Origin of the sequence: Pseudomonas baltica, from assembly GCF_031880315.1 — a bacterium.
GTDB lineage: Bacteria > Pseudomonadota > Gammaproteobacteria > Pseudomonadales > Pseudomonadaceae > Aquipseudomonas.
Genome location: NZ_CP134771.1, coordinates 2910001 through 2932205 on the forward strand (window position 1 = coordinate 2910001; position 22205 = coordinate 2932205).

The 22205-nt window shown below is 61.8% G+C and carries 20 protein-coding genes (1 of these 20 running past the window's edge); 14 read left to right on the forward strand and 6 right to left on the reverse strand.

Translation table 11 applies throughout. The annotated features are described in order from the left end of the window. Window positions 1-1005 carry the 5' portion of a CoA-acylating methylmalonate-semialdehyde dehydrogenase gene (locus REH34_RS13000; RefSeq protein ID WP_311971834.1) on the reverse strand. It extends 489 nt beyond the left edge of the window, so the window shows 1005 of its 1494 coding nt (coding positions 1-1005); it begins with the start codon at window positions 1003-1005; its stop codon lies beyond the left edge, outside the window. Window positions 1006-1022: 17 nt separating this feature from the next. After that, a complete protein-coding gene (locus REH34_RS13005) occupies window positions 1023-2369 on the reverse strand; it encodes an aspartate aminotransferase family protein (RefSeq protein ID WP_311971835.1) in 1347 nt (448 codons plus the stop codon). A gap of 132 nt (window positions 2370-2501) precedes the next feature. Here REH34_RS13005 and REH34_RS13010 point away from each other — a divergent pair, with 132 nt between their 5' ends. The 8 genes from REH34_RS13010 to REH34_RS13045 all read left to right on the forward strand — a co-directional run bounded on the left by REH34_RS13010 (window position 2502) and on the right by REH34_RS13045 (window position 11918). Continuing rightward, the gene (locus REH34_RS13010; RefSeq protein ID WP_311971836.1) at window positions 2502-3425 is read left to right on the forward strand and encodes a LysR family transcriptional regulator; all 924 of its coding nucleotides are present in this window, start codon (window positions 2502-2504) and stop codon (window positions 3423-3425) included. 145 nt (window positions 3426-3570) lie between these two features. Continuing rightward, complete coding sequence (locus tag REH34_RS13015) at window positions 3571-4974, forward strand: nucleobase:cation symporter-2 family protein (protein WP_311971837.1); 1404 nt, start codon at window positions 3571-3573, stop codon at window positions 4972-4974. Between the two features lie 88 nt (window positions 4975-5062). Further along, complete coding sequence (locus REH34_RS13020) at window positions 5063-5728, forward strand: TetR/AcrR family transcriptional regulator (protein WP_226505646.1); 666 nt, start codon at window positions 5063-5065, stop codon at window positions 5726-5728. Window positions 5729-5747: 19 nt separating this feature from the next. Then, window positions 5748-6332 carry a YigZ family protein gene (locus REH34_RS13025; protein ID WP_311971838.1) on the forward strand — a complete coding sequence of 195 codons (585 nt, stop codon included), beginning with the start codon at window positions 5748-5750 and terminating at the stop codon, window positions 6330-6332. 501 nt (window positions 6333-6833) lie between these two features. After that, complete coding sequence (locus tag REH34_RS13030; protein ID WP_311971839.1) at window positions 6834-8372, forward strand: ABC transporter ATP-binding protein; 1539 nt, start codon at window positions 6834-6836, stop codon at window positions 8370-8372. Window positions 8373-8384: 12 nt separating this feature from the next. Beyond that, window positions 8385-9488, forward strand: a complete 1104-nt coding sequence (locus REH34_RS13035; protein ID WP_311971840.1) for an ABC transporter permease — start codon at window positions 8385-8387, stop codon at window positions 9486-9488. A 10-nt stretch (window positions 9489-9498) separates the two neighbouring features. Then, window positions 9499-10425 carry an ABC transporter permease gene (locus REH34_RS13040; RefSeq protein ID WP_226505642.1) on the forward strand — a complete coding sequence of 309 codons (927 nt, stop codon included), beginning with the start codon at window positions 9499-9501 and terminating at the stop codon, window positions 10423-10425. Between the two features lie 140 nt (window positions 10426-10565). Beyond that, a complete protein-coding gene (locus REH34_RS13045; RefSeq protein WP_311971842.1) occupies window positions 10566-11918 on the forward strand; it encodes an 8-oxoguanine deaminase in 1353 nt (450 codons plus the stop codon). Window positions 11919-12033: 115 nt separating this feature from the next. Here the strand turns inward: REH34_RS13045 and REH34_RS13050 are convergent, their stop codons facing one another. Then, the gene (locus REH34_RS13050) at window positions 12034-13134 is read right to left on the reverse strand and encodes a calcium:proton antiporter (protein ID WP_311972089.1); all 1101 of its coding nucleotides are present in this window, start codon (window positions 13132-13134) and stop codon (window positions 12034-12036) included. A gap of 337 nt (window positions 13135-13471) precedes the next feature. Between REH34_RS13050 and REH34_RS13055 the strand changes: the two genes are divergently transcribed. The 3 genes from REH34_RS13055 (at window position 13472) to REH34_RS13065 (ending at window position 16670) form a co-directional block, all read left to right on the forward strand. Further along, window positions 13472-14569, forward strand: coding sequence for a BMP family ABC transporter substrate-binding protein (locus REH34_RS13055; protein WP_226505640.1), 1098 nt, complete (start codon window positions 13472-13474; stop codon window positions 14567-14569). Window positions 14570-14643: 74 nt separating this feature from the next. Next, entirely contained in the window at window positions 14644-15603 is a 960-nt protein-coding gene (locus tag REH34_RS13060; protein ID WP_311971843.1) for a 2-oxoglutarate and iron-dependent oxygenase domain-containing protein, read from the forward strand. A gap of 113 nt (window positions 15604-15716) precedes the next feature. Next, window positions 15717-16670, forward strand: a complete 954-nt coding sequence (locus REH34_RS13065; RefSeq protein WP_311971844.1) for an adenosine deaminase — start codon at window positions 15717-15719, stop codon at window positions 16668-16670. Between the two features lie 7 nt (window positions 16671-16677). On the opposite strand, the gene REH34_RS13070 is transcribed toward REH34_RS13065, so the two are convergent. Both REH34_RS13070 and REH34_RS13075 read right to left on the reverse strand, forming a co-directional pair. Next, window positions 16678-17358, reverse strand: a complete 681-nt coding sequence (locus REH34_RS13070; RefSeq protein WP_311971845.1) for a metalloregulator ArsR/SmtB family transcription factor — start codon at window positions 17356-17358, stop codon at window positions 16678-16680. 449 nt (window positions 17359-17807) lie between these two features. Further along, entirely contained in the window at window positions 17808-18005 is a 198-nt protein-coding gene (locus REH34_RS13075) for a heavy-metal-associated domain-containing protein (protein ID WP_226505636.1), read from the reverse strand. A 173-nt stretch (window positions 18006-18178) separates the two neighbouring features. On the opposite strand from REH34_RS13075, the gene REH34_RS13080 reads away from it, so the two are divergent. From REH34_RS13080 to cueR, 3 genes are all read left to right on the forward strand, one after another. Then, complete coding sequence (locus REH34_RS13080; RefSeq protein WP_311971846.1) at window positions 18179-18568, forward strand: hypothetical protein; 390 nt, start codon at window positions 18179-18181, stop codon at window positions 18566-18568. A gap of 68 nt (window positions 18569-18636) precedes the next feature. Beyond that, window positions 18637-20871, forward strand: coding sequence for a heavy metal translocating P-type ATPase (locus tag REH34_RS13085; RefSeq protein ID WP_409373292.1), 2235 nt, complete (start codon window positions 18637-18639; stop codon window positions 20869-20871). Continuing rightward, a complete protein-coding gene (gene cueR / locus REH34_RS13090; protein WP_311971847.1) occupies window positions 20868-21281 on the forward strand; it encodes a Cu(I)-responsive transcriptional regulator in 414 nt (137 codons plus the stop codon). Before REH34_RS13085 ends, cueR begins: the two co-directional genes overlap by 4 nt. A gap of 6 nt (window positions 21282-21287) precedes the next feature. Here cueR and REH34_RS13095 read toward each other — a convergent pair whose 3' ends face one another. Further along, complete coding sequence (locus REH34_RS13095; RefSeq protein ID WP_226505633.1) at window positions 21288-22181, reverse strand: PA4780 family RIO1-like protein kinase; 894 nt, start codon at window positions 22179-22181, stop codon at window positions 21288-21290. Window positions 22182-22205 lie beyond the last annotated feature (24 nt).

Sequence of the window (22205 nt, forward strand, 5' to 3'; positions counted from 1 at the left end):
ATAGCCCGTCACCTTATCGCGATGCTGTCCTGTCACCAGCGGCCCCATGTCCAGGCCACAGGAAGTACCGGCACCGATCTTCAGCGCCTTGATTTGCGGTACCAGCTTGGCTACGAGGGCATCCGCCACCTGGTCACCAACGCATACGGCCACCGAAATCGCCATGCAGCGCTCGCCGCACGAACCGTAGGCCGCGCCCATCAGGGCGTTGACCGCGTTGTCCAAGTCCGCATCGGGCATCAGCACAGCGTGGTTCTTCGCTCCGCCTAACGCCTGCACGCGCTTGCCGCGTGCCGTGGCTTCCTTATAGATGTACTCGGCGATCGGCGTCGAACCTACAAAGCTCAGCGCCTTGACCTCCGGCGCTTCGATCAGCGCGTCCACCGCCACCTTGTCGCCATGCACAACGTTAAGCACACCTGCGGGCAGACCGGCTTCGAGCAACAGCTGGGCAATGAGCAGCGTCGAGCTAGGGTCACGCTCGGACGGTTTTAGAATGAAACAGTTGCCGCAGGCAATCGCCAGTGGGTACATCCACAACGGCACCATCGCAGGGAAGTTGAACGGGGTGATACCCGCCACGACGCCCAGAGGCTGGAAGTCGGACCAGGCGTCGATGTTCGGGCCCACGTTACGGCTGTACTCGCCCTTGAGGATCTCTGGTGCCGCGCACGCGTACTCGACGTTCTCGATACCGCGCTTGAGCTCACCGGCAGCGTCTTCCAAAGTCTTGCCGTGCTCTTCACTGATCAACTGCGCGATTTTGGCTTCGTTGTCCTGCAGCAGCTGCTTGAAGCGAAACATCACCTGGGCACGTTTGCCCGGCGGTGTATTACGCCAGGCAGGGAACGCGGCCCTGGCTGCATCAATCGCTCGCTGCACGGTTTCAAGCGACGCCAATGGCACCTTGTGAATGGCGGCACCGGTCGACGGATTGAAAACATCGGCAAAACGCTCGCCGCCAGAAACCAGATCGCCATTGATCAGGTGTTGGATAGTGCTCATGTAAAACTCCCTGGTAATCAGTCGATCTGGTTGAGTGCGACGCCCACGGCATCGAACAGGCGATCAAGGTCCTGCGGCTTGGCGTTGAACGTCGGGCCGAACTGCAGGGTGTCGCCGCCGTAACGCACATAGAACCCGGCTTGCCAGAGCTTCAACGATGCCTCATAGGGGCGCACAATGGCATCGCCGTCGCGCGGTGCCAGCTGAATAGCACCCGCCAGACCGTAGTTGCGGATGTCTAGAATATTGTTCGCGCCCTTGATGCCGTGCAGCACCTTCTCGAAATGGGGCGCCAACTCGGCCGAGCTCTGCACCAGGCTTTCCTTGTGCAACAAATCGAGCGCTGCCAGGCCAGCGGCGCAAGCCACCGGGTGAGCCGAATAGGTGTAGCCGTGAGCGAACTCGACAGCGTAGTCAGGCGTGGCCTGGTTCATGAAAGTCTGATAGATCTCGCTGCTGGCCACTACCGCGCCCATCGGAATGGCGCCGTTGGTGACTTGTTTGGCAATGCACATCAGGTCCGGAGTCACGCCAAAGCTCTCGGCGCCGAACATTGCCCCGGTACGACCGAACCCGGTGATCACCTCGTCGAAGATCAACAGGATGTTGTGCTGATCGCAGATCTCGCGCAGACGTTTCAGATAACCCTTCGGCGGTGGCAACACACCAGCGGACCCGGCCATCGGCTCAACGATCACGGCAGCGATGTTGGACGCATCATGCAGCTCGATCAGCTTGAGCATTTCATTGGCGAGCGCGACGCCGCCCAGTTCCGGCTCACCCTTGGAGAAAGCATTCTCCGGCAGCACGGTGTGCGGCAAGTGATCGACATCCAGCAGCGGCCCGAACATCTTGCGGTTGCCGTTGACGCCACCCAGGCTCGTCCCCGCGATGTTCACCCCGTGGTAACCGCGGGCGCGACCGATCAGCTTGGTCTTGGTGGCCTGGCCCTTGAGACGCCAGTAGGCACGGACCATCTTGACGGCGGTGTCGGCACACTCCGAACCTGAGTTGGTATAGAAGACGTGATTGAGTGTGCCCGGTGTCAGCTCGGTAATCTTCTCGGCAAGCTGGAACGACAATGGGTGGCCGTACTGGAACGCTGGCGAGTAATCGAGCACGCCCAGTTGCTTGGCGACTGCCTCCTGAATCTCCTTGCGGGTATGGCCCGCACCGCAGGTCCACAGGCCCGACAGGCTGTCATAGATGTTGCGACCCTTGTCGTCGGTCAGCCAACTGCCTTCGGCAGCAACGATGATGCGCGGATCGCGCTGGAAACTGCGATTGGCCGTATAAGGCATCCAGTGCGCATCCAGCTTGAGCTGGTGGGTAATGCCGACAGGGGCATTCTCGGGCAAGTTCATGATCAACACCTCCTCAATGAAAGTCGTAGGTGACAAGCGTAGATGCCGCTTCAGTCTTGCCCCTACGTTGTCACGGGGATAAAGTCTGGAAAATCCTGCTTTTCAGATCTTCAGTCAGGCGTTTACTAAACTATGGCCACCAGCCGCCGCCCCGCTCCCCTCGCGCAAGTCAGCGATTTCGATATCCGCTTGTTGAAGATTTACCGCAGCGTGGTCGAGTGCGGCGGGTTCTCCGCCGCCGAGAACGTGCTAGGGATTGGCCGCTCGGCCATCAGCCAGCAAATGAGCGACCTTGAACAACGCTTGGGGCTGCGCCTTTGCCAGCGTGGGCGTGCGGGCTTCTCGCTGACCGAAGAAGGCCGCGAGGTCTACCAGTCCGCGTTGCAATTGCTTGGCGCTCTGGAGAGCTTTCGCACCGAGGTCAACGGCTTGCACCAGCACCTGAGGGGCGAACTCAACATTGGCCTGACCGACAACCTGGTCACCCTGCCGCACATGCGCATCACCCACGCCTTGGCACAATTGAAAGACCGCGGGCCGGACGTCCGTATCCAGATCCGCATGATCGCCCCCAGCGAAGTGGAGCAAGGCGTGCTCGATGGCAGCCTGCACGTCGGCGTGGTGCCCCAGGCCAGCCCGTTGTCAGGGCTTGAATACCAACCGTTGTACAGCGAGCGATCGCTGCTGTATTGCGCGGTGGGCCATCCACTGTTCTATGCGGCTGACGACGCCCTGGACGACGTGCGTCTCAACCAGCAGGACGCGATCGCCCCGACCTTTCGCCTACCCGCCGAGATCCAGGCCCACTATCAGGCACTGCATTGCACCGCCAGCGCATCGGATCGCGAAGGCATGGCGTTCCTGATCCTCACCGGTCGCTATATCGGCTACCTGCCGGATCACTACGCGAGCTTCTGGGTGCAACAAGGCCGCTTGCGTGCATTGAAGGCCAGCGAGCGTTTCTATGATTTGAGTCTGTCGTGGGTCACGCGCAAAGGACGCCGCCCCCATTTGGTGCTTGAAAGCTTTCTGGAGAGTCTCACGACCACTCGATAGTGCCTTCCAACACCGTCATATAAATATTTATCTCATTGAAAAATATCGATTAATAAACCTTAAGAAAAACTATTCCTGAACACTTGGACAGCTTTTTGCAAAGGCATGGACACACTACGCCACACACTCGTGCCGAGAATCCACCATGCCACCAGAAGCACCCATCACCCAAGACCTGATCTACGGCCTCAACGATCGCCCTAAGCCCGTGCCTGCGCTTCTGGCCGCCCTGCAACATGTGCTGGCCAGCTTTGTGGGCATCATCACCCCGCCGTTGATCATCGGCTCAACGCTGGGCCTGGGCGCGCACATGCCCTACCTGATCAGCATGGCACTGATGGTGTCCGGGGTCGGCACCTTTATCCAGGCGCGCCGGCCATTCGGCATCGGCGCCGGGATGATCTGCCTCCAAGGCACCAGCTTCGCCTTTCTGGGTGCCGTGCTGTCGGCCGGCTTCATGGTCAAGCAACGCGGTGGCAGCCCGGAAGACATCATGGCGATGATCTTCGGCGTGTGCTTTTTCGGCGCCGTGGTACAGATCGTCCTCAGCCGCTTCATCGGCCAGTTGCGTCGAGTGATCACCCCGCTGGTCACCGGTATCGTCATCACCCTGATCGGCATCAGCCTGATCAAGGTCGGCATCACCGATCTGGGCGGCGGCTTCAATGCGCCGGACTTCGGCGCCCCGGGCAACCTGGCCCTCGGCGGTCTGGTGCTGGTGGTGATCATTGTGCTCAACCGCTCCAACACGCCCTGGATACGCCTGTCGTCGATCATCATCGGCCTGTTGGTGGGCAGTATCGCCGCGTGGTTCTCCGGCAAACTGGTGCCCCACGCCCTGCCTGACTTGCCGCTGATCAGCGTGCCGGTGCCGTTCAAGTTCGGCTTTGCCTTCGATTGGACGGCGTTCTTCCCGATCGCCTTGATCTACCTGATCAGCAGTATCGAAACCGTCGGCGACCTGACCGCCAACTGCATGCTTTCGCGCCAGCCCATCACCGGCCCGAGCTACATTCAGCGCCTCAAGGGCGGGGTCCTGGGTGATGGCGCCAGCTGCATGATTGCCGCCACCTTCAGCGCATTCCCCAACACCACCTTCGCCCAGAACAACGGCGTGATCCAGCTGACCGGTGTGGCAAGCCGTTATGTGGGGCTGTACATCGGTGCGGTGCTGTTCCTGCTCGGCCTGGTGCCCAGTATCGGTGCAGTGCTGCAACAGATCCCCAAGCCGGTGCTCGGCGGCGCCACCTTGGTGATGTTCGGCAGCGTCGCTGCGGCGGGCGTCCGCATCCTCGCGCAGTCGGCGCTGGACCGGCGCAACATGCTGATCATCGCCACCTCGTTCGGCGTCGGCCTGGGCATCGCGGCCGTACCGGACCTGCTGCACCAGATGCCAAAACTGGTGCAGAACCTGTTCGACTCGGCCATTACCAGCGGCGGCATCACCGCCCTTGTGCTGTGCCTGGTGCTGCCCGAGCCAGAAGCACAGACCAGTGATGCGGCCGTTGCCTTGGAACTCGAAAAACACGCAATTGAAACAAAGGTTTGAGAGTTTTATCAAACGGCGCTTGTCTTGATATGTGTGGGTGCGCTATCAACGCATCAGCCGCACCCACACGACTTGTTCGGAACCGTCCATGACCCTTGAAGTTCCTGCGCACAGCGCCCACAGCAACGGTAAACCCGCCAGCCGTATCCGGCAGAAAAACGAAGAAGCGATCCTCATCGCCGCCGAAGACGAGTTCGCTCGCCATGGTTTCAAAGGCACCAGCATGAACACCATCGCGCTGAACGCCGGCTTGCCCAAGGCCAACTTGCATTACTACTTCAACAACAAGCTCGGCCTGTATATTGCCGTGTTGAGCAACATCATCGAACTCTGGGACAGCACCTTCAACAACCTGACCGTCGACGACGATCCGGCCCTGGCGCTGACCCGCTATATCCGCGCCAAGATGGAGTTCTCCCGCCGCCACCCGCAAGCGTCGCGCATCTTCGCCATGGAGATCATCAGCGGCGGCGAGTGCCTGAGCGAGTATTTCAGCCACGACTACCGCGCCTGGTTCCAGGGCCGGGCCGATGTGTTCAGGCAGTGGATCGCAGCCGGCAAGATGGACCCGGTCGACCCGGTTCACTTGATCTTTTTGCTGTGGGGCAGCACTCAGCACTATGCCGACTTTGCCACGCAGATCTGTCGCGTCAGCGGCAAGACGCGCCTGACCAAGCAAGACTTCACTGAAGCGAGCGATAATCTGATCCGCATCGTTCTCAAGGGCTGTGGCCTCACGCCCCCGATCGACTGACCTGCTGCGGACTCCTGCAATGCCCTCAACCCTGCTAGATGCTTGCGAATATCGTGAAGATATTCGCAAGAGCCGCTTTATCGCCCTCGCCGCCCCCATCGACAGCGCCGTTGAGGCACAGGCCTTTATCGACCAATTCAGCGACCTCGCAGCCTCGCACAACTGCTGGGCCTGGAAACTGGGTGATCAATACCGCTCCAGCGACGATGGCGAACCCGGCGGCACCGCCGGGCGTCCGATACTTGCTGCTATCGAGGCGCAGGATTGCGATCGCGTCGTGGTACTGGTAATTCGCTGGTATGGCGGCATCCAATTGGGCACCGGCGGCCTGGCGCGGGCCTATGGGGGTTGTGCCAACAAGTGCCTGCAACAAGCCGCGAAAAAACTGCTGGTCAGCAGGGCACCCTACGCGTGCGAGTGTACTTTCAGTGAGCTGGCTCTGGTGAAGTTGCGCGTCGCCGAAGCGGATGGCGTGATCGAAAACGAAAACTACACGGCCAATGGCGTCGAGTTGCAGTTGGCGCTGGTGCCGTCCTCCGTCGAGACCCTGACTCGGCAACTCGCCGATATCAGCCGTGGACGCATGGTGCTGAGCCCACACTGATAGCCGTGCACATTTGCCCACATCTACTGTGCATCTGCTTGTGGATAAGCTCTTGGCAAACGCGCCTGAGCCCTCTGGGCCGTGCCTTTCAACGGATCGATCATTTTTTGATCAACTAGCGATCTGGACCGATCAATTGCCGTTTCAATCATAGGCTTAGTCGGAATTCGTCAGTGTTATAGCGATAGTTGCGGACGTTATGCACAGCGTTACAGGTTGCGCACAGAAGCTGTGGATCAACCTGTGGATAATCCGTGCAAAGCTGCATCCGGTACAGGCCACAGATTGCCTGCAGAAGGTTGGTTGTTTTTTGATCAGCTCGATTCAGGGCGTCCACACCCCAACGCGCACCCAATCAGTGCTCCCGACGAGGTGCATTCAGCCAATGATGGGTGGCCCCCATACCGTTATCAGGGGCACGCCACCTCGCTATAGGCAAACCTGACTACATGGCCAGGTTTTTGCTTTATTCGAGCGGTCCTCATTCGAGTCGAGCAGGTCATGTCCAACCCAGCCACTGTCCCACGATTGCAGCTGTCCGCCATCAGCAAGCGCTACCCGGGCTGCCTGGCCAACGATCGTATCGATCTGAGCATCGCCCCCGGGGAGATCCACGCGCTGCTCGGCGAGAACGGTGCCGGCAAAAGCACCCTGATGAAGATCATCTACGGCGTTACCCAGCCCGATGACGGACAGATCCTCTGGCAGGGCGAGGCGGTGAAAATGCGCAATCCGGCCCAGGCGCGGGGCTTGGGCGTGGGCATGGTGTTCCAGCATTTCTCGGTGTTCGAGACCCTCACCGTGGCGCAGAACATCGCCCTGGCGATGGATAATGGGCAAACTCCGGCACAACTGGAAACCAGTATCCGCGAGGTGTCGCAGCGCTATGGCATGCCGCTGGAACCCCAGCGCCTGGTGCACAGCCTGTCGATCGGCGAACGCCAGCGCGTGGAGATCGTCCGCTGCCTGATGCAGAACATCCGCTTGCTGATCCTCGATGAGCCCACGTCGGTACTGACGCCACAAGAGGCCGATGACCTGTTCGTGACCTTGCGGCGCCTGGCCAGTGAAGGCTGCAGCATCCTCTTCATCAGCCACAAGCTGGCCGAAGTACGCGCGCTGTGCCACAGCGCCACCGTACTGCGCGGTGGCCAGGTGTCGGGGCACTGCATACCAGCGCAATGCTCGGACCTGGAGTTGGCGCGCTTGATGGTCGGCGAGGCCGAGGGCTTGAGTGCCCATTACCCGAAAGTCAGTGGTGGCGCAGACTTTCTGCAGATCGACAAACTGTCCTGGCACAACCCCGATCCCTTTGGCTGCTCGCTCAGCGATCTCGACCTGCAGGTGCGCAGCGGTGAAATCGTCGGCATCGCCGGAGTCGCCGGCAATGGTCAGGACGAACTGCTGGCGTTGCTCAGCGGCGAGATTACTCTGCCCAGCGCCCAAGCGGCGGCGCTGCGCTTCGCGGGGGCCAAGGTTGGCCATCTGCGCCCCGATGCACGCCGTCGCCTGGGCCTGGCTTTCGTGCCGGCCGAGCGCCTGGGCCATGGCGCAGTGCCCGACATGAGCCTGAGCGACAACGCCTTGCTCACAGCTTTCCAGCAAGGTCTTGTGGAAAACGGCCTGATTCGCCGACACAAGGTCGTGGCCCTGGCCAACGAAATCATCAGCCGCTTTGGGGTCAAAAGCGCAGGCGAACAGGCACCGGCGCGCAGCCTGTCGGGCGGTAATCTGCAGAAATTCATTCTCGGCCGAGAAATCCTTCAGCAACCGCGCTTGCTGATCGCCGCGCACCCGACCTGGGGTGTCGATGTAGGGGCCGCGGCCACTATTCACCGCGCCTTGATCGCCCTGCGTGATGCCGGGGCGGCGATTCTGGTGATCTCCGAAGACCTCGACGAACTGTTTCAAATCAGCGACCGCCTGGGCGCCCTCAGCAGTGGCCGCCTCAGCCGCCTGAAGCCGACCCCGGACACCTCAGCGGTAGAAGTCGGCGGCTGGATGGCTGGCCGTTTCGATCACACCGCTGCCCTTAGCTAATCGGAGCCTGTCATGTTGCTTTCACTCGAACCCCGCGGCCAGCAATCGCGCGCCATGCTCTGGTGCTCGCCGTTGCTGGCGGCCGTGCTCACGTTGGGCTGTGGCTCGCTGTTGTTTTTAGCGCTGGGGCTGGACCCGCTGCTGACCCTGCGGACCTTGTTGATCGATCCGGTCAAGGACCTCTACGGTGTGGGTGAATTGCTGGTCAAGGCGCTGCCGATCCTGCTCTGCGCCTTGGGCCTGGCCGTGGCCTACCAGGCGCGTATCTGGAACATCGGTGCTGAAGGACAATTGCTCATCGGCGCCCTTGCCGGCAGTGCAGTAGCGGTCAATATCATCGACATGGACAGCCGCTGGGCCCTGGTCATGGTACTCAGCGCCGGGACCCTCGCCGGCGCGGCCTGGGCCGGGCTCACCGCGTGGCTGCGCACGCAGTTCAATGCCAACGAAATCCTCACCAGCATCATGCTCAATTACATCGCGCTCAACCTGCTGCTGTATTTCGTCCACGGCCCGCTCAAGGATCCGGCCGGTTTCAATTTCCCCGAGTCGGCGATGTTCGGCGATGCCAGCCGCTTGCCGCTGGTGTTCGCCGATAGCCGCCTGCATGCCGGCTTGTATTTTGCCCTGCTGGCCCTGGTGGCGGTGTGGGTGTTGCTGCAGAGAAGCTTCGTGGGTTTTCAGATCAAGGTGCTCGGCCTGGACAAGCGCGCCGCCGGGTTCGTCGGTTTTCGGGAAAAGTCCCTGGTGTGGTTCGCGCTGTTGATCAGCGGTGCATTGGCCGGGCTCGCGGGCGTGGGCGAGGTGGCGGGGCCGATCGGGCAACTGGTACCGGCGGTGTCGCCAGGTTATGGCTATGCCGCCATTACAGTGGCTTTTCTCGGTCGCCTCAATCCCATCGGGATCGTATTTTCCAGCCTGTTGATGGCCCTGTTGTATCTGGGTGGCGAAAACGCGCAGATGAACCTCAACCTGCCCCAGGCGATCACCCAGTTGTTCCAGGGCATGATGCTGTTCTTCCTGCTGGCCAGTGACGTGTTGATCCTTTACCGCCCGCGCCTCAAGGGGCGTTGGGCAAGGCGCACCGCTATCAATCCGACTCCGGCTCTGGGCTGAGGAAATCGACATGGATATGGAACTGATCAGCAACATTCTGTTTGCCACCGTGCGCTGCGGTACGCCGCTGCTGCTGGTGGCGCTGGGGGAACTGGTGTGCGAAAAGAGCGGCGTGCTCAACCTGGGCCAGGAGGGCATGATGCTGTTCGGCGCGGTAGTGGGCTTTATCGTTGCCGCTAGCACCGGCAGCTTGTGGCTCGGCGTACTGCTGGCTATGGCGGCAGGCATGTTGCTGTCGTCGCTGTTTGCACTGGTGGCGCTGAGCTTCAACGCCAACCAGGTGGCTACCGGCCTCGCCCTGACCATTTTTGGCGTCGGGTTATCGACCTTCGTCGGCGCAGCCTGGGTGGGCAAACCGCTGGCGGGCTTCGAGCCGCTGGCGATCCCGCTGCTCAGCGGCCTGCCGTTGCTGGGGCGCGCGCTGTTCGCTCAGGATGCCCTGGTGTACCTGTCGTTCGTGCTGTTCGCGGTGATTGCCTGGGTGATCCTCAAAAGCCGCGTCGGGCTGATCGTCCAGGCGGTGGGCGAGAATCCCGATGCCGCCAGCGCCATGGGCCTGCCGGTGCTGCGGGTGCGCACGCTGGCGGTGCTGTTCGGTGGCGCCATGGCCGGCCTGGCAGGCGCCTATCTGTCGCTGGCCTATACGCCGATGTGGGCCGAGAACATGAGCGCCGGCCGCGGCTGGATCGCCTTGGCACTGGTAGTGTTCGCCAGCTGGCGGGTCTGGCGATTGCTGCTGGGAGCTTATCTGTTCGGCTTTGCCAGCATCCTGTATCTGGTGGCGCAAGGCCTGGGGTTGGCGATTCCGTCCAACCTGCTGGCGATGCTGCCCTATGTGGCGACCATCGTGGTGCTGGTGTTGCTGTCCCGTGATGCGATTCGCACGCGGTTGTACGCGCCAGTATCGCTGGGGCAACCGTGGCAGCCTGGGCATTGAAATGCGGCCGCCCGCCAAGGGGCCGCAACGGCTTGCGGACAGATAAGCAATTGCACCGTTATAATCCGCACCACCTGGATCAGCAGACAGGGCAAAACTGAGCTGGCTTACCTGAACACACTTTTCAGAGGAGTCGGCTCATGCCCGCGCCCCGTATCTGGTTAAAAAACCCTCTCGCGATCTTCACTGCCAACGGCCTCGACGCCCGTGGTGGCCTGGTGCTGGAAAACGGCATCATCGATCAAGTCCTGGCCGCAGGTGCACAGCCCGCGCGCCCCTGCAATGAAGTGTTCGATGCCCGCGAACATGTAGTGCTGCCGGGCCTGATCAACACTCACCATCACTTCTATCAAACCCTGACGCGCGCCTGGGCACCGGTGGTCAATCAACCGTTGTTCCCTTGGCTCAAGACGCTCTACCCCGTGTGGGCGCGCCTGACCCCGGAAAAACTCGCACTCGCCAGCAAGGTCGCGCTCACCGAATTGCTGCTGTCCGGCTGCACCACCGCAGCCGATCATCATTACTTGTTCCCCGAAGGCCTGGAAGACGCCATCGACGTGCAGGTCGGTGTGGTGCGCGAACTGGGCATGCGCGCCATGCTTACACGTGGCTCCATGAGCCTGGGCGAGGCGGATGGCGGCCTGCCACCGCAGCAGACCGTGCAGCAAGGTGAAGTGATTCTGGCCGATAGCCAGCGCTTGATCGAGCGCTACCATCAACGTGGCGACGGGGCGCAAGTCCAGATCGCCCTAGCGCCCTGCTCGCCGTTTTCGGTGACCACCGAGATCATGCGTGCGAGCGCCGAGATGGCCGAACGCCTGGACGTGCGCCTGCACACCCACCTGGCCGAGACCCTCGACGAAGAGGACTTCTGCCTGCAACGCTTCGGGCTGCGCACCGTCGATTATCTGGACAGCGTCGGCTGGCTAGGGCCACGCACCTGGCTGGCCCATGGCATTCACTTCAACGCGGATGAAATTGCCCGGCTGGGCGCGGCAGGCACAGGCGTGTGTCACTGCCCGAGTTCGAATATGCGCCTGGCGTCGGGGATCTGCCCGACGCTGGACCTGACCGATGCCGGCGCGCCGCTTGGGCTGGGCGTGGATGGCTCGGCGTCCAACGATGCCTCGAACATGATCCTTGAAGCGCGCCAGGCCTTGTATCTGCAGCGTCTGCGTTACGGCGCGGCGGCCATTACCCCGGAGCGCGTGCTGGGCTGGGCGACGCGAGGCTCGGCGCAGCTACTCGGGCGCACGGACATCGGCGAACTGGCGCCGGGCAAACAGGCCGATCTGGCGCTGTTCAAGCTCGACGAACTGCGTTTTTCCGGCAGCCATGATCCGTTGAGCGCGCTGTTGCTGTGCGGCGCCGATCGCGCGGATCGAGTGATGGTCGGCGGGCAGTGGCGAGTCATCGGCGGGCAGGTGCCTGGGCTGGATATCGCGCAGCTGATCGCCCATCACCGCGAGGCCGCGCGGGAGTTGGTGGGCTGATCTGTGTATTGACTGCGCCGGGCTCTTCGCGGGCAAGCCTGCATCTGTGGGATGCACGCTTGCTGGCGAAGGCGCCAGCAAGCACAACACAGGGATTCCAGTTGGCGCTCGGCCGCTACAACCCCAACAGCGACAGCATGATGAACGTCGCGAACAGCACAAAGTGAGTCATGCCTTCGATGGCGTTGGTTTCTCCGTCGTTGAGGTTGATGGCGGACACCAGCAGCGTGATGAAAATCATCACCGTCTGCACCGGGGTCATCGCCATCTGGAACGCCTGGCCACTGTAGAGCGCCAGCCCTTCCATGACCGGGACAGTGAGGATCACAGTCGACAGTGACGCCCCCAAGGCGATATTGACCACCGACTGCATGCGGTTGGCCAAGGCAGCGCGCAACGCCGTGAGAATCTCGGGCGCCGCCGAGATCGCTGCCACCAGAATCGCCGTTACTACCGGCGGCGCACCACTGCCCTCCAGGCCCAGGTCCATGGCCTTGGACATCACTTCGGCCAAGGCGCCGATCACGACGACACCAAACACCAGCAAGCCGATGGACAGGCCCAGGCTAGTGGGCGGCTCCTCCTCGGCGAGGTCTTGGGGGGTAGGCCGACGACGTTTCTTCTCCGGGTAGCTGTAGCTGAAGAAGTAACTGTGCGGGCCGACCTGCATACGCAGAAACAAGCCGTACAACAGCAGCATCGCGCCGATGGTGAAGGCCGAATAGAGCTTCCAGTCCGGCTCGGGGATGAACTCGGGCACCACCATCGACACGCCCATGGCGGTCAGGATCATCACGCTGTAGCTGCGCGCCGAGTCATCGTTGTACTGCTGCTCGCCGTGCTTGAGGCCGCCCATCAACGCAGCCAGGCCGAGGATGCCGTTGATATCGAGCATCACCGCGCTGTAGATGGTGTCCCGCACCAGCGTTGGCGAAGGCTCGTTGCTCATCATGATCCCCAGAATCACCACCTCCACCAGCACTGCCGCCAGGGTCAGGATCATGGTGCCGTAGGGATCGCCGACCTTCTGCGCCAGCAACTCGGCATGGTGCGCCACCCTGAGCGAGGCACAGATGATTGCCGCGATCAGCGCCAGGCCGGCGGCCAACGCCACGCCGTGCCCGTGAGCGAGCATCGTGTGCTCCAGCGGATAGGCGACACAGGCGGCGATCACCGCCAGGAGGAGGAATTTTTCCTGTTTGAGCTGAACCAGAATGGCGTTCATGAAGCGTCCTTGAGCGGTGCGGCCTGCAGCCACGACTGAATGGTAGAGCAGTGTTCGCTCCCGGCGTTGAGAGTGCATGGGCCGGGTAAAGGTTTCAAAAGGTGTCAGATCGAACCTGGGTTCGTCGCCGCATTGCCAGCCCTGCACCAGTTAGCGGCGCCAGCACCGGCTGTTGCACCGAGACGCACCGCGCTGCGCCGGGGTGCCTACATCCATTCTCCTGAAAGCCGGCACCCTGGCTATTAATTGTCCTCTTGGTCAGCTTTTTGCATTGCTCAGCGGGCCACATTTCCCGCAACGCCTACAAGATCATATGGAGCTTCTCTGCATGCAGTCTTCCACGCAAAAACGCTATTCCCTGAAAAAGCTGTTGTGCGCCATGACGGCTGTGATCGGCCTTGGCACCAGCCTGATGAGCAGCGCCGCTGACCCGCTGAAAGTGGGCTTCGTCTATATCGGCCCCATCGGTGACCACGGTTGGACCTACCAGCACGAAGTTGGCCGCCAGGCGTTGCAAGAGCAGCTGGGCGACAAGGTCAAGACCAGCTACGTGGAGAACGTCGCGGAAGGTGCCGATGCCGAGCGGGTGATCCGCAACATGGCCAAGGAAAATTACGATCTGATCTTCACTACCTCGTTCGGCTACATGAACCCGACGCTCAAAGTCGCCAAGCAGTTCCCCAAGGTGATCTTCGAGCACGCCACGGGTTACAAGCAGGACAAGAACATGGGCACCTACCTGGCGCGCACCTATGAAGGGCGCTACGTGGGCGGGTTCCTGGCGGCGAAAATGACCAAGACCAAAAAGGTCGGCTACGTGGCCTCCTTCCCGATCCCGGAAGTGATCCGCGATATCAACGCCATCCAGTTGGCGCTGAACAAGTACAACCCCGGTACTGAAATGAAAGTGGTATGGGTCAACTCCTGGTTCGATCCAGGCAAAGAGGCCGATGCCACCAATGCCCTGATCGACCAAGGGGCGGACGTGATCTTCCAGCACACCGATAGCCCGGCGCCTATCCAGACGGCCGAACGTCGCGGCGTCTACGCCGTCGGTTACGCGTCCGACATGGCTCACTTCGGGCCCAAAGCAGTACTGACGTCGATCGTCAACAACTGGGGCCCGCACTACATCCAGGCGACCCAGGCGGTCATCGACCACACCTGGAAGCCACAGGACTACTGGGGTGGCCTGAAAGAAGGCACCGTGCAATTGCCGATCAGCGACATCGTGCCAGCACCGGTAAAAGCCGAAGCCGAGCAGATCATCGCCAGCATCAAGAGCGGTGAGTTCCATCCGTTCACCGGCCCGATCAAGGACCAGAGCGGCGCAGTCAAGATCGCTGCCGGCGCGACTGCCAGCAATGCCGAGCTGGCCTCGATGAACTACTACATCGAAGGCATGACGGCGCAGATGCCGAAGTAACAATTACGCGATAGCGAGGGGGATTGGCCCCTCGCTACACTGCCCGGCTATGCCCCCAAGCTGCGGAGACAGCCATGCAACAACTTCCCATCATCGACATCAGCCCCCTCTACCTTCCCGAGCAACAAGGATGGGAGCAAGTCGCCCAGGCCATCGACCAGGCGTGCTGCGAATGGGGGTTCTTCTATATCAAGGGCCACCCCATCAGCGCAGCGCGTATCGATGCCGTACAGCAACAGGCCCGTGCCTTTTTCGCCCTCCCGAGCAGCGACAAACTGCAGATCGACATCACTGCCAGCCGCCATCACCGTGGCTACGGCGCCGTCGCTACCGAACAACTGGATCCCAACCTGCCCAGCGACCTCAAGGAAACGTTCGACATGGGCCTGCATCTGCCCGTCGATCACCCCGAGGTCCTGGCGGGCAAGCCTCTGCGTGGCCCTAATCGCCATCCGGACATCCCCGGGTGGGCCGAGCTGATGGAATCCCATTACCTGGACATGCAAGCCCTGGCGCAGACACTGTTGCGCGCCATGACCCTGGCGCTGGAGGTGCCCCGGGACTTTTTCGACAAGCGCTTCGAGCAGCCGGTAAGTGTGCTGCGCTTCATCCACTATCCGCCGCGCCAGACGGCTACCTCTGCCGACCAGCAAGGTGCCGGCGCTCATACCGATTACGGCTGCGTCACTCTGCTGTACCAGGACAATGCGGGCGGCCTGCAGGTACGTGATGTGAATGGCCGCTGGATCGACGCGCCGCCCATCGAAGGTACCTTCGTGGTCAACCTTGGCGACATGATGGCCCGCTGGAGCAATGACCGTTACCTGTCCACACCGCATCGAGTGCTCAGCCCGATGGGGGTCGACCGTTACTCGATGCCGTTTTTCGCCGAGCCCCACCCCGATACCCTGATCGAATGCCTGCCGGGCTGTCAGGATGCCGAGCATCCAGCCAAATACCCGGTGACCACCTGTGCGGATTTCCTGCTGTCGCGCTTCGCCGACACCTATGCTTATCGCCGGGAGCTCAAATAGCACCTCGCCGGGCGCCATACCCAAGCAAAAACCTGAACCGCAAGTCAGGCTTTTTCGACCACCGGCCCTCAGCCCTGTAGAATCCTCGCCTCTGCACCTGATGAGAAAACACCATGTACGACTGGCTCAACGCGTTACCCAAGGCCGAACTCCATATGCACCTCGAAGGCTCCCTCGAGCCGGAGTTGCTGTTTGCCCTGGCCGAGCGCAACAAGATCGCCTTGCCCTGGCAGGACGTCGAAACACTGCGCAGCGCCTACGCGTTCAACAACCTGCAGGAATTTCTCGACCTCTACTATCAGGGCGCCGATGTACTGCGCACCGAGCAGGACTTCTACGACCTGACCTGGGCCTACCTGCAACGCTGCAAGGCACAGAACGTCATCCATACCGAGCCGTTCTTCGACCCGCAAACCCACACCGATCGCGGTATCCCCTTTGAAGTGGTGCTCACCGGCATCAGCCGGGCACTCAAGGATGGCAAACAGCAACTGGGTATCGGCAGCGGCCTGATCCTCAGCTTCCTGCGCCACCTCAGCGAAGAAGAAGCCCAGAAGACCCTCGACCAGGCGCTGCCCTTCCGCGATGCCTTCGTCGCCGTCGGCCTGGACAGCTCCGAGCAGGGTCATCCGCCGAGCAAATTCCAGCGCGTGTTCGATCGCGCCCGCAGCGAAGGCTTTTTGACGGTCGCCCATGCCGGTGAAGAAGGCCCGCCCGAGTACATCTGGGAAGCCTTGGATCTGCTCAAGATCCAGCGCATCGACCACGGCGTGCGTGCCATCGAGGACGAGCGTCTGATGCAGCGAATCATCGACGAGCAGATCCCGCTGACCGTGTGCCCGCTGTCCAATACCAAACTATGCGTGTTCGACGACATGGCCCAGCACAATATTCTCGACATGCTCGAGCGTGGCGTGAAGGTCACGGTCAACTCCGACGACCCTGCTTACTTTGGCGGCTACGTGACGGAGAACTTCCACGCCCTGCATACCCATCTGGGCATGACTCAGGATCAAGCCAAGCGCCTGGCGCAGAACAGCCTCGATGCTCGCCTGATCAAGCCTTGATGAGTTCTCACTGACTGGCGATGCTGCGAATCCGCAGCATTCCTGCCTCGGTGACCAACAGCGCCCTGGACTCCTTGTGCTCGCGCACCCAGCCTGATTGCATGAACAGCTTTATCAGGCTGGTCCCCAGGACGCCGCCTATATGTGCCCGCTCACCATCCCAGCCAGAACAGACCGCATGCCCGTCACGGGTGGCGAAGGCCTCGGGATAGATGCCCATGCTTGCCAGATGTACAGTGCCTTTCTGGGTAATGTCGAGGTACTCGCCGCGGGGCATCAACCACTGCGCGACCAGCATTCGCTGATAGACCTCGGCCGCCAGCTCTCCTCCCAGGTGTTCGCCACAACGACAGGCCCGGCGCATGGCAGCAGGCGCGCGTGGCAGGGGCTCCCGCTTGACAGGGCCCGCGCGTACCCGAGAAACGCTGACCAGCGCCTCGACCGCCGCGCCGACTTCTGGCGCCGCCAGCTTGAAAAATCGTTTGCGTCCGCGGGCTTCGAACTTCAGCAACCCGGCTGAGGACAACCGGGCAAGATGAGCACTCGCCGAAGACGGCGTAACCCCGACCAGATTGGCTAGCTCCTCGGCGCCTCGCGTGCCGCCGTCGATGAGCGCCCATAACATTGCACTGCGCTTGGGGTCGGCCAGCAACGTGGCGATGCGACTGATGCAAGGTGCATATTCCATGGTTCACTCCCTGTCCCGACATTCTTCGAAGCCTGCAAATCCCTTGTCTGACAACCGCGCCACACTGTTCAGCAGGCTGTGTCACGCATTATAAGCACGGATAAAGCAGGCGAAATATTCGTCAGTACGGGCAGAAAATCCCGGAGTGCGGTGGGTAAATACCCCCTTGTACAAAAGTGTTCAAATCAGTCCAGGTCAGTGTTCGCCTGAGTCAGGCATCTGACCTCGTAAAACCGGGGGTATATATCCCCCGGAGGAAACGCCTCCCCAGTTAACACAGCGCAAAAACCTACAACGCCACGCCGGAAAGCTTACAAACACTGTCCCCCTGCAGCTTTACCCTCATAACGCCGCCTGACGCGCTGCGACACACCCCCGTCAGCACCGCACGCTGAATGCCGGCCACCGAGCAAGGCCGGGGCACTGCCCGGCCGCAGCGATGCTGCCGACTACAGCGCCTTGGCGGCGTAACCTTCAGTGCCGATCACGCCGATGATCACGTCCGGCGCCAGGCTGCTTTGCACATTTACCTGGCCGGTCTTCAGGTCGACCTCGACCGTGGCGGCCGGGTCCTGGTCTTGCACGGCCTGGGTGACCGCGCGTACACAATGCTGGCAGGTCATGCCTTTTACGTCGAAATGCTGCATGGGGAAGCCTCCGTGTTAGATTCAGCGACAGTTTGAAGCTTGCCGTCGGGTCAAGGTCAAGTTTCCCAGATAGCGGCCGGGGTGGAAATCGTCACCGCGCTCAGCCAAGCTGCAGGTTGGGCGACAGTCCAACTGTTATTCGTATCCGTATTCGTGACAACAGGAGTTCAGCCATGCGCTGGTCAGTACTCGCCCTGCTCGGCATCCTTGCTATCCCCTCGATGGTCCCTGTAGTGCTGGCCGATGGCCCGAACGGCTATGGGATCGTGATCATCTCCCGACAGACCATCCAGGTGTCGACCTCGTGCGAGATCGGCGTTTACGTCGCAGACCAGTTGGTGACGCGGCTGTTTCAGGAAGACGACACCTCGCTGAACCTGCCACCGGGCAAGGTATCGATACGCCTCAAGCGCTTGCCGGGCCAGACGCCTGGCTGCGACTCGTCGGGCATCACCCCGGCCAAGGCTACCGTGATCGATCTGCACGCCGGCGACATCCTCAAGTATTCCATCGCGCCCGGTCCCTATGGGTTGACCCTGAGGCCGGCACCGATCGAGTACTGATGGGGGCCTTGACCTTGCCCACGTGGCAAGGTTGATGCTGTGGATCATCTGCCAAGAGGATGATCGCCATGGCCAGCCCGATGCACCCCACTACCTTCGATCTGTCGATTGACGGCATGACCTGCGCCAGCTGCGCCGGTCGCGTCGAACGTGCGCTGCGCAAGGTCGATGGCGTCAGCGAGGTCAGCGTCAACCTGGCCAACGAGCGCGCCCATGTGCAACTGCAGCGCGCGCTGCCGCCTGCCGCGCTGATCGATGCGGTGATGCACGCGGGCTATACCGCACACCTGCCGGTCAGCGTCCAGGCCGAGGAAGCCAACCACCAGCGGCACCTGCGCCACGAGCGCTGGATGATGATCGCCGCTATCCTGCTCGCCGCCCCGCTGTTGCTGCCCATGTTGCTACAGCCGCTAGGGGTGCATTTCATGCTGCCGGCATGGCTGCAGTTCGGCCTGGCGACACCGGTGCAGTTCATTATCGGCGCGCGCTTCTATACCTCGGCCTACAAGGCTGTGCGTGCCCGCGCGGGCAATATGGACCTGCTGGTGGCTATTGGCACGAGTGCGGGCTACGGTTTGAGTTTCTACCAATGGCTGCAGCCTGCACCTGGCCAGTCGCCCCATTTGTATTTCGAGGCTTCGGCGGTGGTCATTGCGCTGGTGCTGGTGGGCAAGTACATGGAGAGTCATGCCAAGCGGCGCACGGCCGATGCCCTGCGCGCGTTGCAGGCACTACGGCCGAGCTTTGCTGTGCGGGTGGTTGGCGATCGGGAGGAGCGCGTGGCTATCGACGCGCTGCGGCTCGGTGATCAGATACGGGTCAAACCCGGAGAACGTTTTGCCGTCGATGGTGTGGTGATCGACGGCCGCAGCCACGCCGACGAAGCCCTGATCAGCGGCGAAAGCCTGCCCGTCAGCAAACAAGCCGGCGATTCGGTCAGCGCCGGGGCCATCAATGGCGAAGGTCAATTGCGGGTCGAGACGCGAGCAGTGGGCACCCAGACTTTGCTGGCGAAAATCATTCAGTTGGTCGAAGACGCGCAAAGCGCCAAGGCCCCGATCCAGAAGCAGGTGGACCGGGTCAGCCAGGTGTTCGTCCCGGTGATCCTGCTGCTGGCGCTGTTGACCTTGCTGGGCTGGTGGTACAGCGGCGCCGGGTTGCAGATCGCCATATTGCATGCCGTCAGCGTCCTGGTGATTGCCTGCCCCTGTGCCTTGGGCCTGGCCACACCGACGGCAATCATGGCGGGCACGGGCGCGGCGGCGCGCCATGGCATTCTGATCAAGGATGCGGAGGCGCTCGAACACGCCAGCAAGATCGATTGCGTGGTATTCGACAAGACCGGCACCCTGACATCAGGGCATCCCGAACTGCTCGACATGAGTGTGGCAGCCATCGATGGGTATGATCTTCAACGTCTGTTGCGCGAGGCTGCCGCCCTGCAACGTGGCAGCGAGCATCCTCTGGCCAGGGCCGTTCTGGCTCGCTGCCCGACGCAGCCTGAGGCCGCGCAACAGAGCGAGACCCTGGCCGGACGCGGTATTCGCGGGACGCTGGGCGGTCGTGACCTGTTGCTCGGCAATCAACGGCTGCTGGACGATTACCGCGTGTCGGCGGGCGCCCTACAAGCCACTGCACAGAAATGGGAAAGTCAGGGCCGCACCCTGTCGTGGTTGATCGAGGTGAGCCCACAGCCGCAAGTGCTGGGCCTGCTGGCGTTCGGCGACACGCTCAAGTCGGGCGCCAAGGCGGCACTGACATGTCTGCGCCAGCAAGGAATGCAAACGCACCTGCTCACCGGCGACAATCGCGGTAGCGCCGAGGCCGTCGCCACGGCCTTGGGAATCGATGCCGACAAGGTGCAAGCTCAGGTGTTGCCGGCCGACAAGGCCGAGGCGATCCGGAAACTGCGCCTGTCACTTCGAGTGGCGATGGTCGGCGATGGCATCAACGACGCACCCGCGCTGGCCAGCGCCGACATCGGCATCGCCATGGGCAGCGGCACCGACGTCGCTATTCAGGCGGCGGGTATCACCTTGATGCGCGATGATCCGCAATGGGTGGCTGCCGCGCTGGATATCAGTCGGCGGACCTGCGCGAAGATCCGGCAGAATCTGTTCTGGGCGTTTATCTATAACCTGATCGGCATCCCGCTGGCGGCCTTCGGCGTGCTCAACCCCATGCTTGCGGGCGCGGCCATGGCGTTATCGAGCGTCAGCGTGGTCTGCAACGCGCTGCTGTTGAATACCTGGAAACCGCAGTTGCACAATGACGTCGACCCCGAAGCAGGAGAACGCACGTGAACATTGGTCAGGCTGCCCGCGAAAGCGGCCTCAGTGCAAAAATGATCCGCCATTACGAAGCCACCGGGCTGCTCAAGGCTGCCCACCGCACCGACAGCGGCTATCGCATTTATCAGAGCGAAGACCTGCCCACGCTGGCGTTCATCAAACGCTCGCGGGATCTGGGTTTTTCGCTGGAGGAAATCGGCCGCTTGCTGACGCTGTGGCAAGACCGGGGTCGCGCCAGCGCCGATGTCAAAGCGCTGGCCGGGCTACACATCGAAACCCTCAACCGGCGCATCGACGAGTTGCTCGGCCTACGGGACACCTTGCAAAATCTGGTCAGCCACTGCCAGGGCGATGACCGACCAGATTGCCCGATCCTAGCGGACCTGGCTTCGAGCGGCTGTCACCAAGCCGCCCGCCGCTGATCCGCGTCACTGCATCCAGGGCGGCGGCGGCTCTTCGGACTTGTCCGCCGGCTTGTCGTCGGCCGCCCGAATGGCCTGGCGACGCGCCTCATCGAGACGCGCAGCTTCGATCTCGCGCATCACGCCGCCGACATCCGCCTCGATGTCCTCTTCGGCGAACTCACCAGTGAGCACACTGCCAGGGTGCAGCGAGCCGGCTTCGTACAGTGCCCACATTTCCTTGGCGTAGCGGGTCTGCCTGAGTTCCGGAGCAAAACGACCGAAGTAGCTGGCCATGTTGCCCACATCACGCTCCAGCATCGTAAACGCGTGGTTGTTGCCCGCCGCATCTACCGCCTGGGGCAAATCGATGATCACCGGCCCCGACGGCCCGACCAGCACATTGAACTCCGAGAGGTCGCCGTGCACCAGACCAGTGCACAGCATCAGCACGATCTGACGGATCAGGAACTCGTGGTATTCGCGGGCCTGATCAGGCTCCAGAACCACGTCGTTCAGCCGCGGTGCCGCATCGCCGTACTCGTCGGCCACCAGTTCCATCAGCAACACGCCATCGAGAAAATCGAATGGCTTGGGCACCCGCACGCCCGCGCTGGCCAGACGGAACAGCGCCGCAACCTCGGCATTCTGCCAGGCGTCTTCGGTTTCCTTGCGCCCGTACTTGGTGCCTTTCGCCATGGCCCGCGCCTGGCGACTGTTGCGTACCTTGCGGCCTTCCTGATATTCGGCCGCCTGGCGGAAACTTCGTTTGTTGGCCTCCTTATAGACCTTGGCGCAGCGCAGTTCATTACCACAGCGCACTACATAGACCGCTGCTTCCTTACCACTCATGAGTGGACGCAGCACTTCGTCGACCAGGCCGTCCTCGACCAGGGGTTCAATGCGTTTTGGAGTCTTCATCAGCTTTTATTCTGGGTCCTTTGT

Excerpts from the sequence above, each read along its gene's own strand:
- REH34_RS13005 (WP_311971835.1), bottom strand. The coding sequence starts at position 2,369 with ATGAACTTGCCCGAGAATGCCCCTGTCGGCATTACCCACCAGCTCAAG.
- REH34_RS13010 (WP_311971836.1), top strand. The coding sequence starts at position 2,502 with ATGGCCACCAGCCGCCGCCCCGCTCCCCTCGCGCAAGTCAGCGATTTC.
- REH34_RS13015 (WP_311971837.1), top strand. The coding sequence starts at position 3,571 with ATGCCACCAGAAGCACCCATCACCCAAGACCTGATCTACGGCCTCAAC.
- REH34_RS13020 (WP_226505646.1), top strand. The coding sequence starts at position 5,063 with ATGACCCTTGAAGTTCCTGCGCACAGCGCCCACAGCAACGGTAAACCC.
- REH34_RS13025 (WP_311971838.1), top strand. The coding sequence starts at position 5,748 with ATGCCCTCAACCCTGCTAGATGCTTGCGAATATCGTGAAGATATTCGC.
- REH34_RS13030 (WP_311971839.1), top strand. The coding sequence starts at position 6,834 with ATGTCCAACCCAGCCACTGTCCCACGATTGCAGCTGTCCGCCATCAGC.
- REH34_RS13035 (WP_311971840.1), top strand. The coding sequence starts at position 8,385 with ATGTTGCTTTCACTCGAACCCCGCGGCCAGCAATCGCGCGCCATGCTC.
- REH34_RS13040 (WP_226505642.1), top strand. The coding sequence starts at position 9,499 with ATGGATATGGAACTGATCAGCAACATTCTGTTTGCCACCGTGCGCTGC.
- REH34_RS13045 (WP_311971842.1), top strand. The coding sequence starts at position 10,566 with ATGCCCGCGCCCCGTATCTGGTTAAAAAACCCTCTCGCGATCTTCACT.
- REH34_RS13055 (WP_226505640.1), top strand. The coding sequence starts at position 13,472 with ATGCAGTCTTCCACGCAAAAACGCTATTCCCTGAAAAAGCTGTTGTGC.
- REH34_RS13060 (WP_311971843.1), top strand. The coding sequence starts at position 14,644 with ATGCAACAACTTCCCATCATCGACATCAGCCCCCTCTACCTTCCCGAG.
- REH34_RS13065 (WP_311971844.1), top strand. The coding sequence starts at position 15,717 with ATGTACGACTGGCTCAACGCGTTACCCAAGGCCGAACTCCATATGCAC.
- REH34_RS13070 (WP_311971845.1), bottom strand. The coding sequence starts at position 17,358 with ATGGAATATGCACCTTGCATCAGTCGCATCGCCACGTTGCTGGCCGAC.
- REH34_RS13075 (WP_226505636.1), bottom strand. The coding sequence starts at position 18,005 with ATGCAGCATTTCGACGTAAAAGGCATGACCTGCCAGCATTGTGTACGC.
- REH34_RS13080 (WP_311971846.1), top strand. The coding sequence starts at position 18,179 with ATGCGCTGGTCAGTACTCGCCCTGCTCGGCATCCTTGCTATCCCCTCG.
- REH34_RS13085 (WP_409373292.1), top strand. The coding sequence starts at position 18,637 with ATGGCCAGCCCGATGCACCCCACTACCTTCGATCTGTCGATTGACGGC.
- REH34_RS13095 (WP_226505633.1), bottom strand. The coding sequence starts at position 22,181 with ATGAAGACTCCAAAACGCATTGAACCCCTGGTCGAGGACGGCCTGGTC.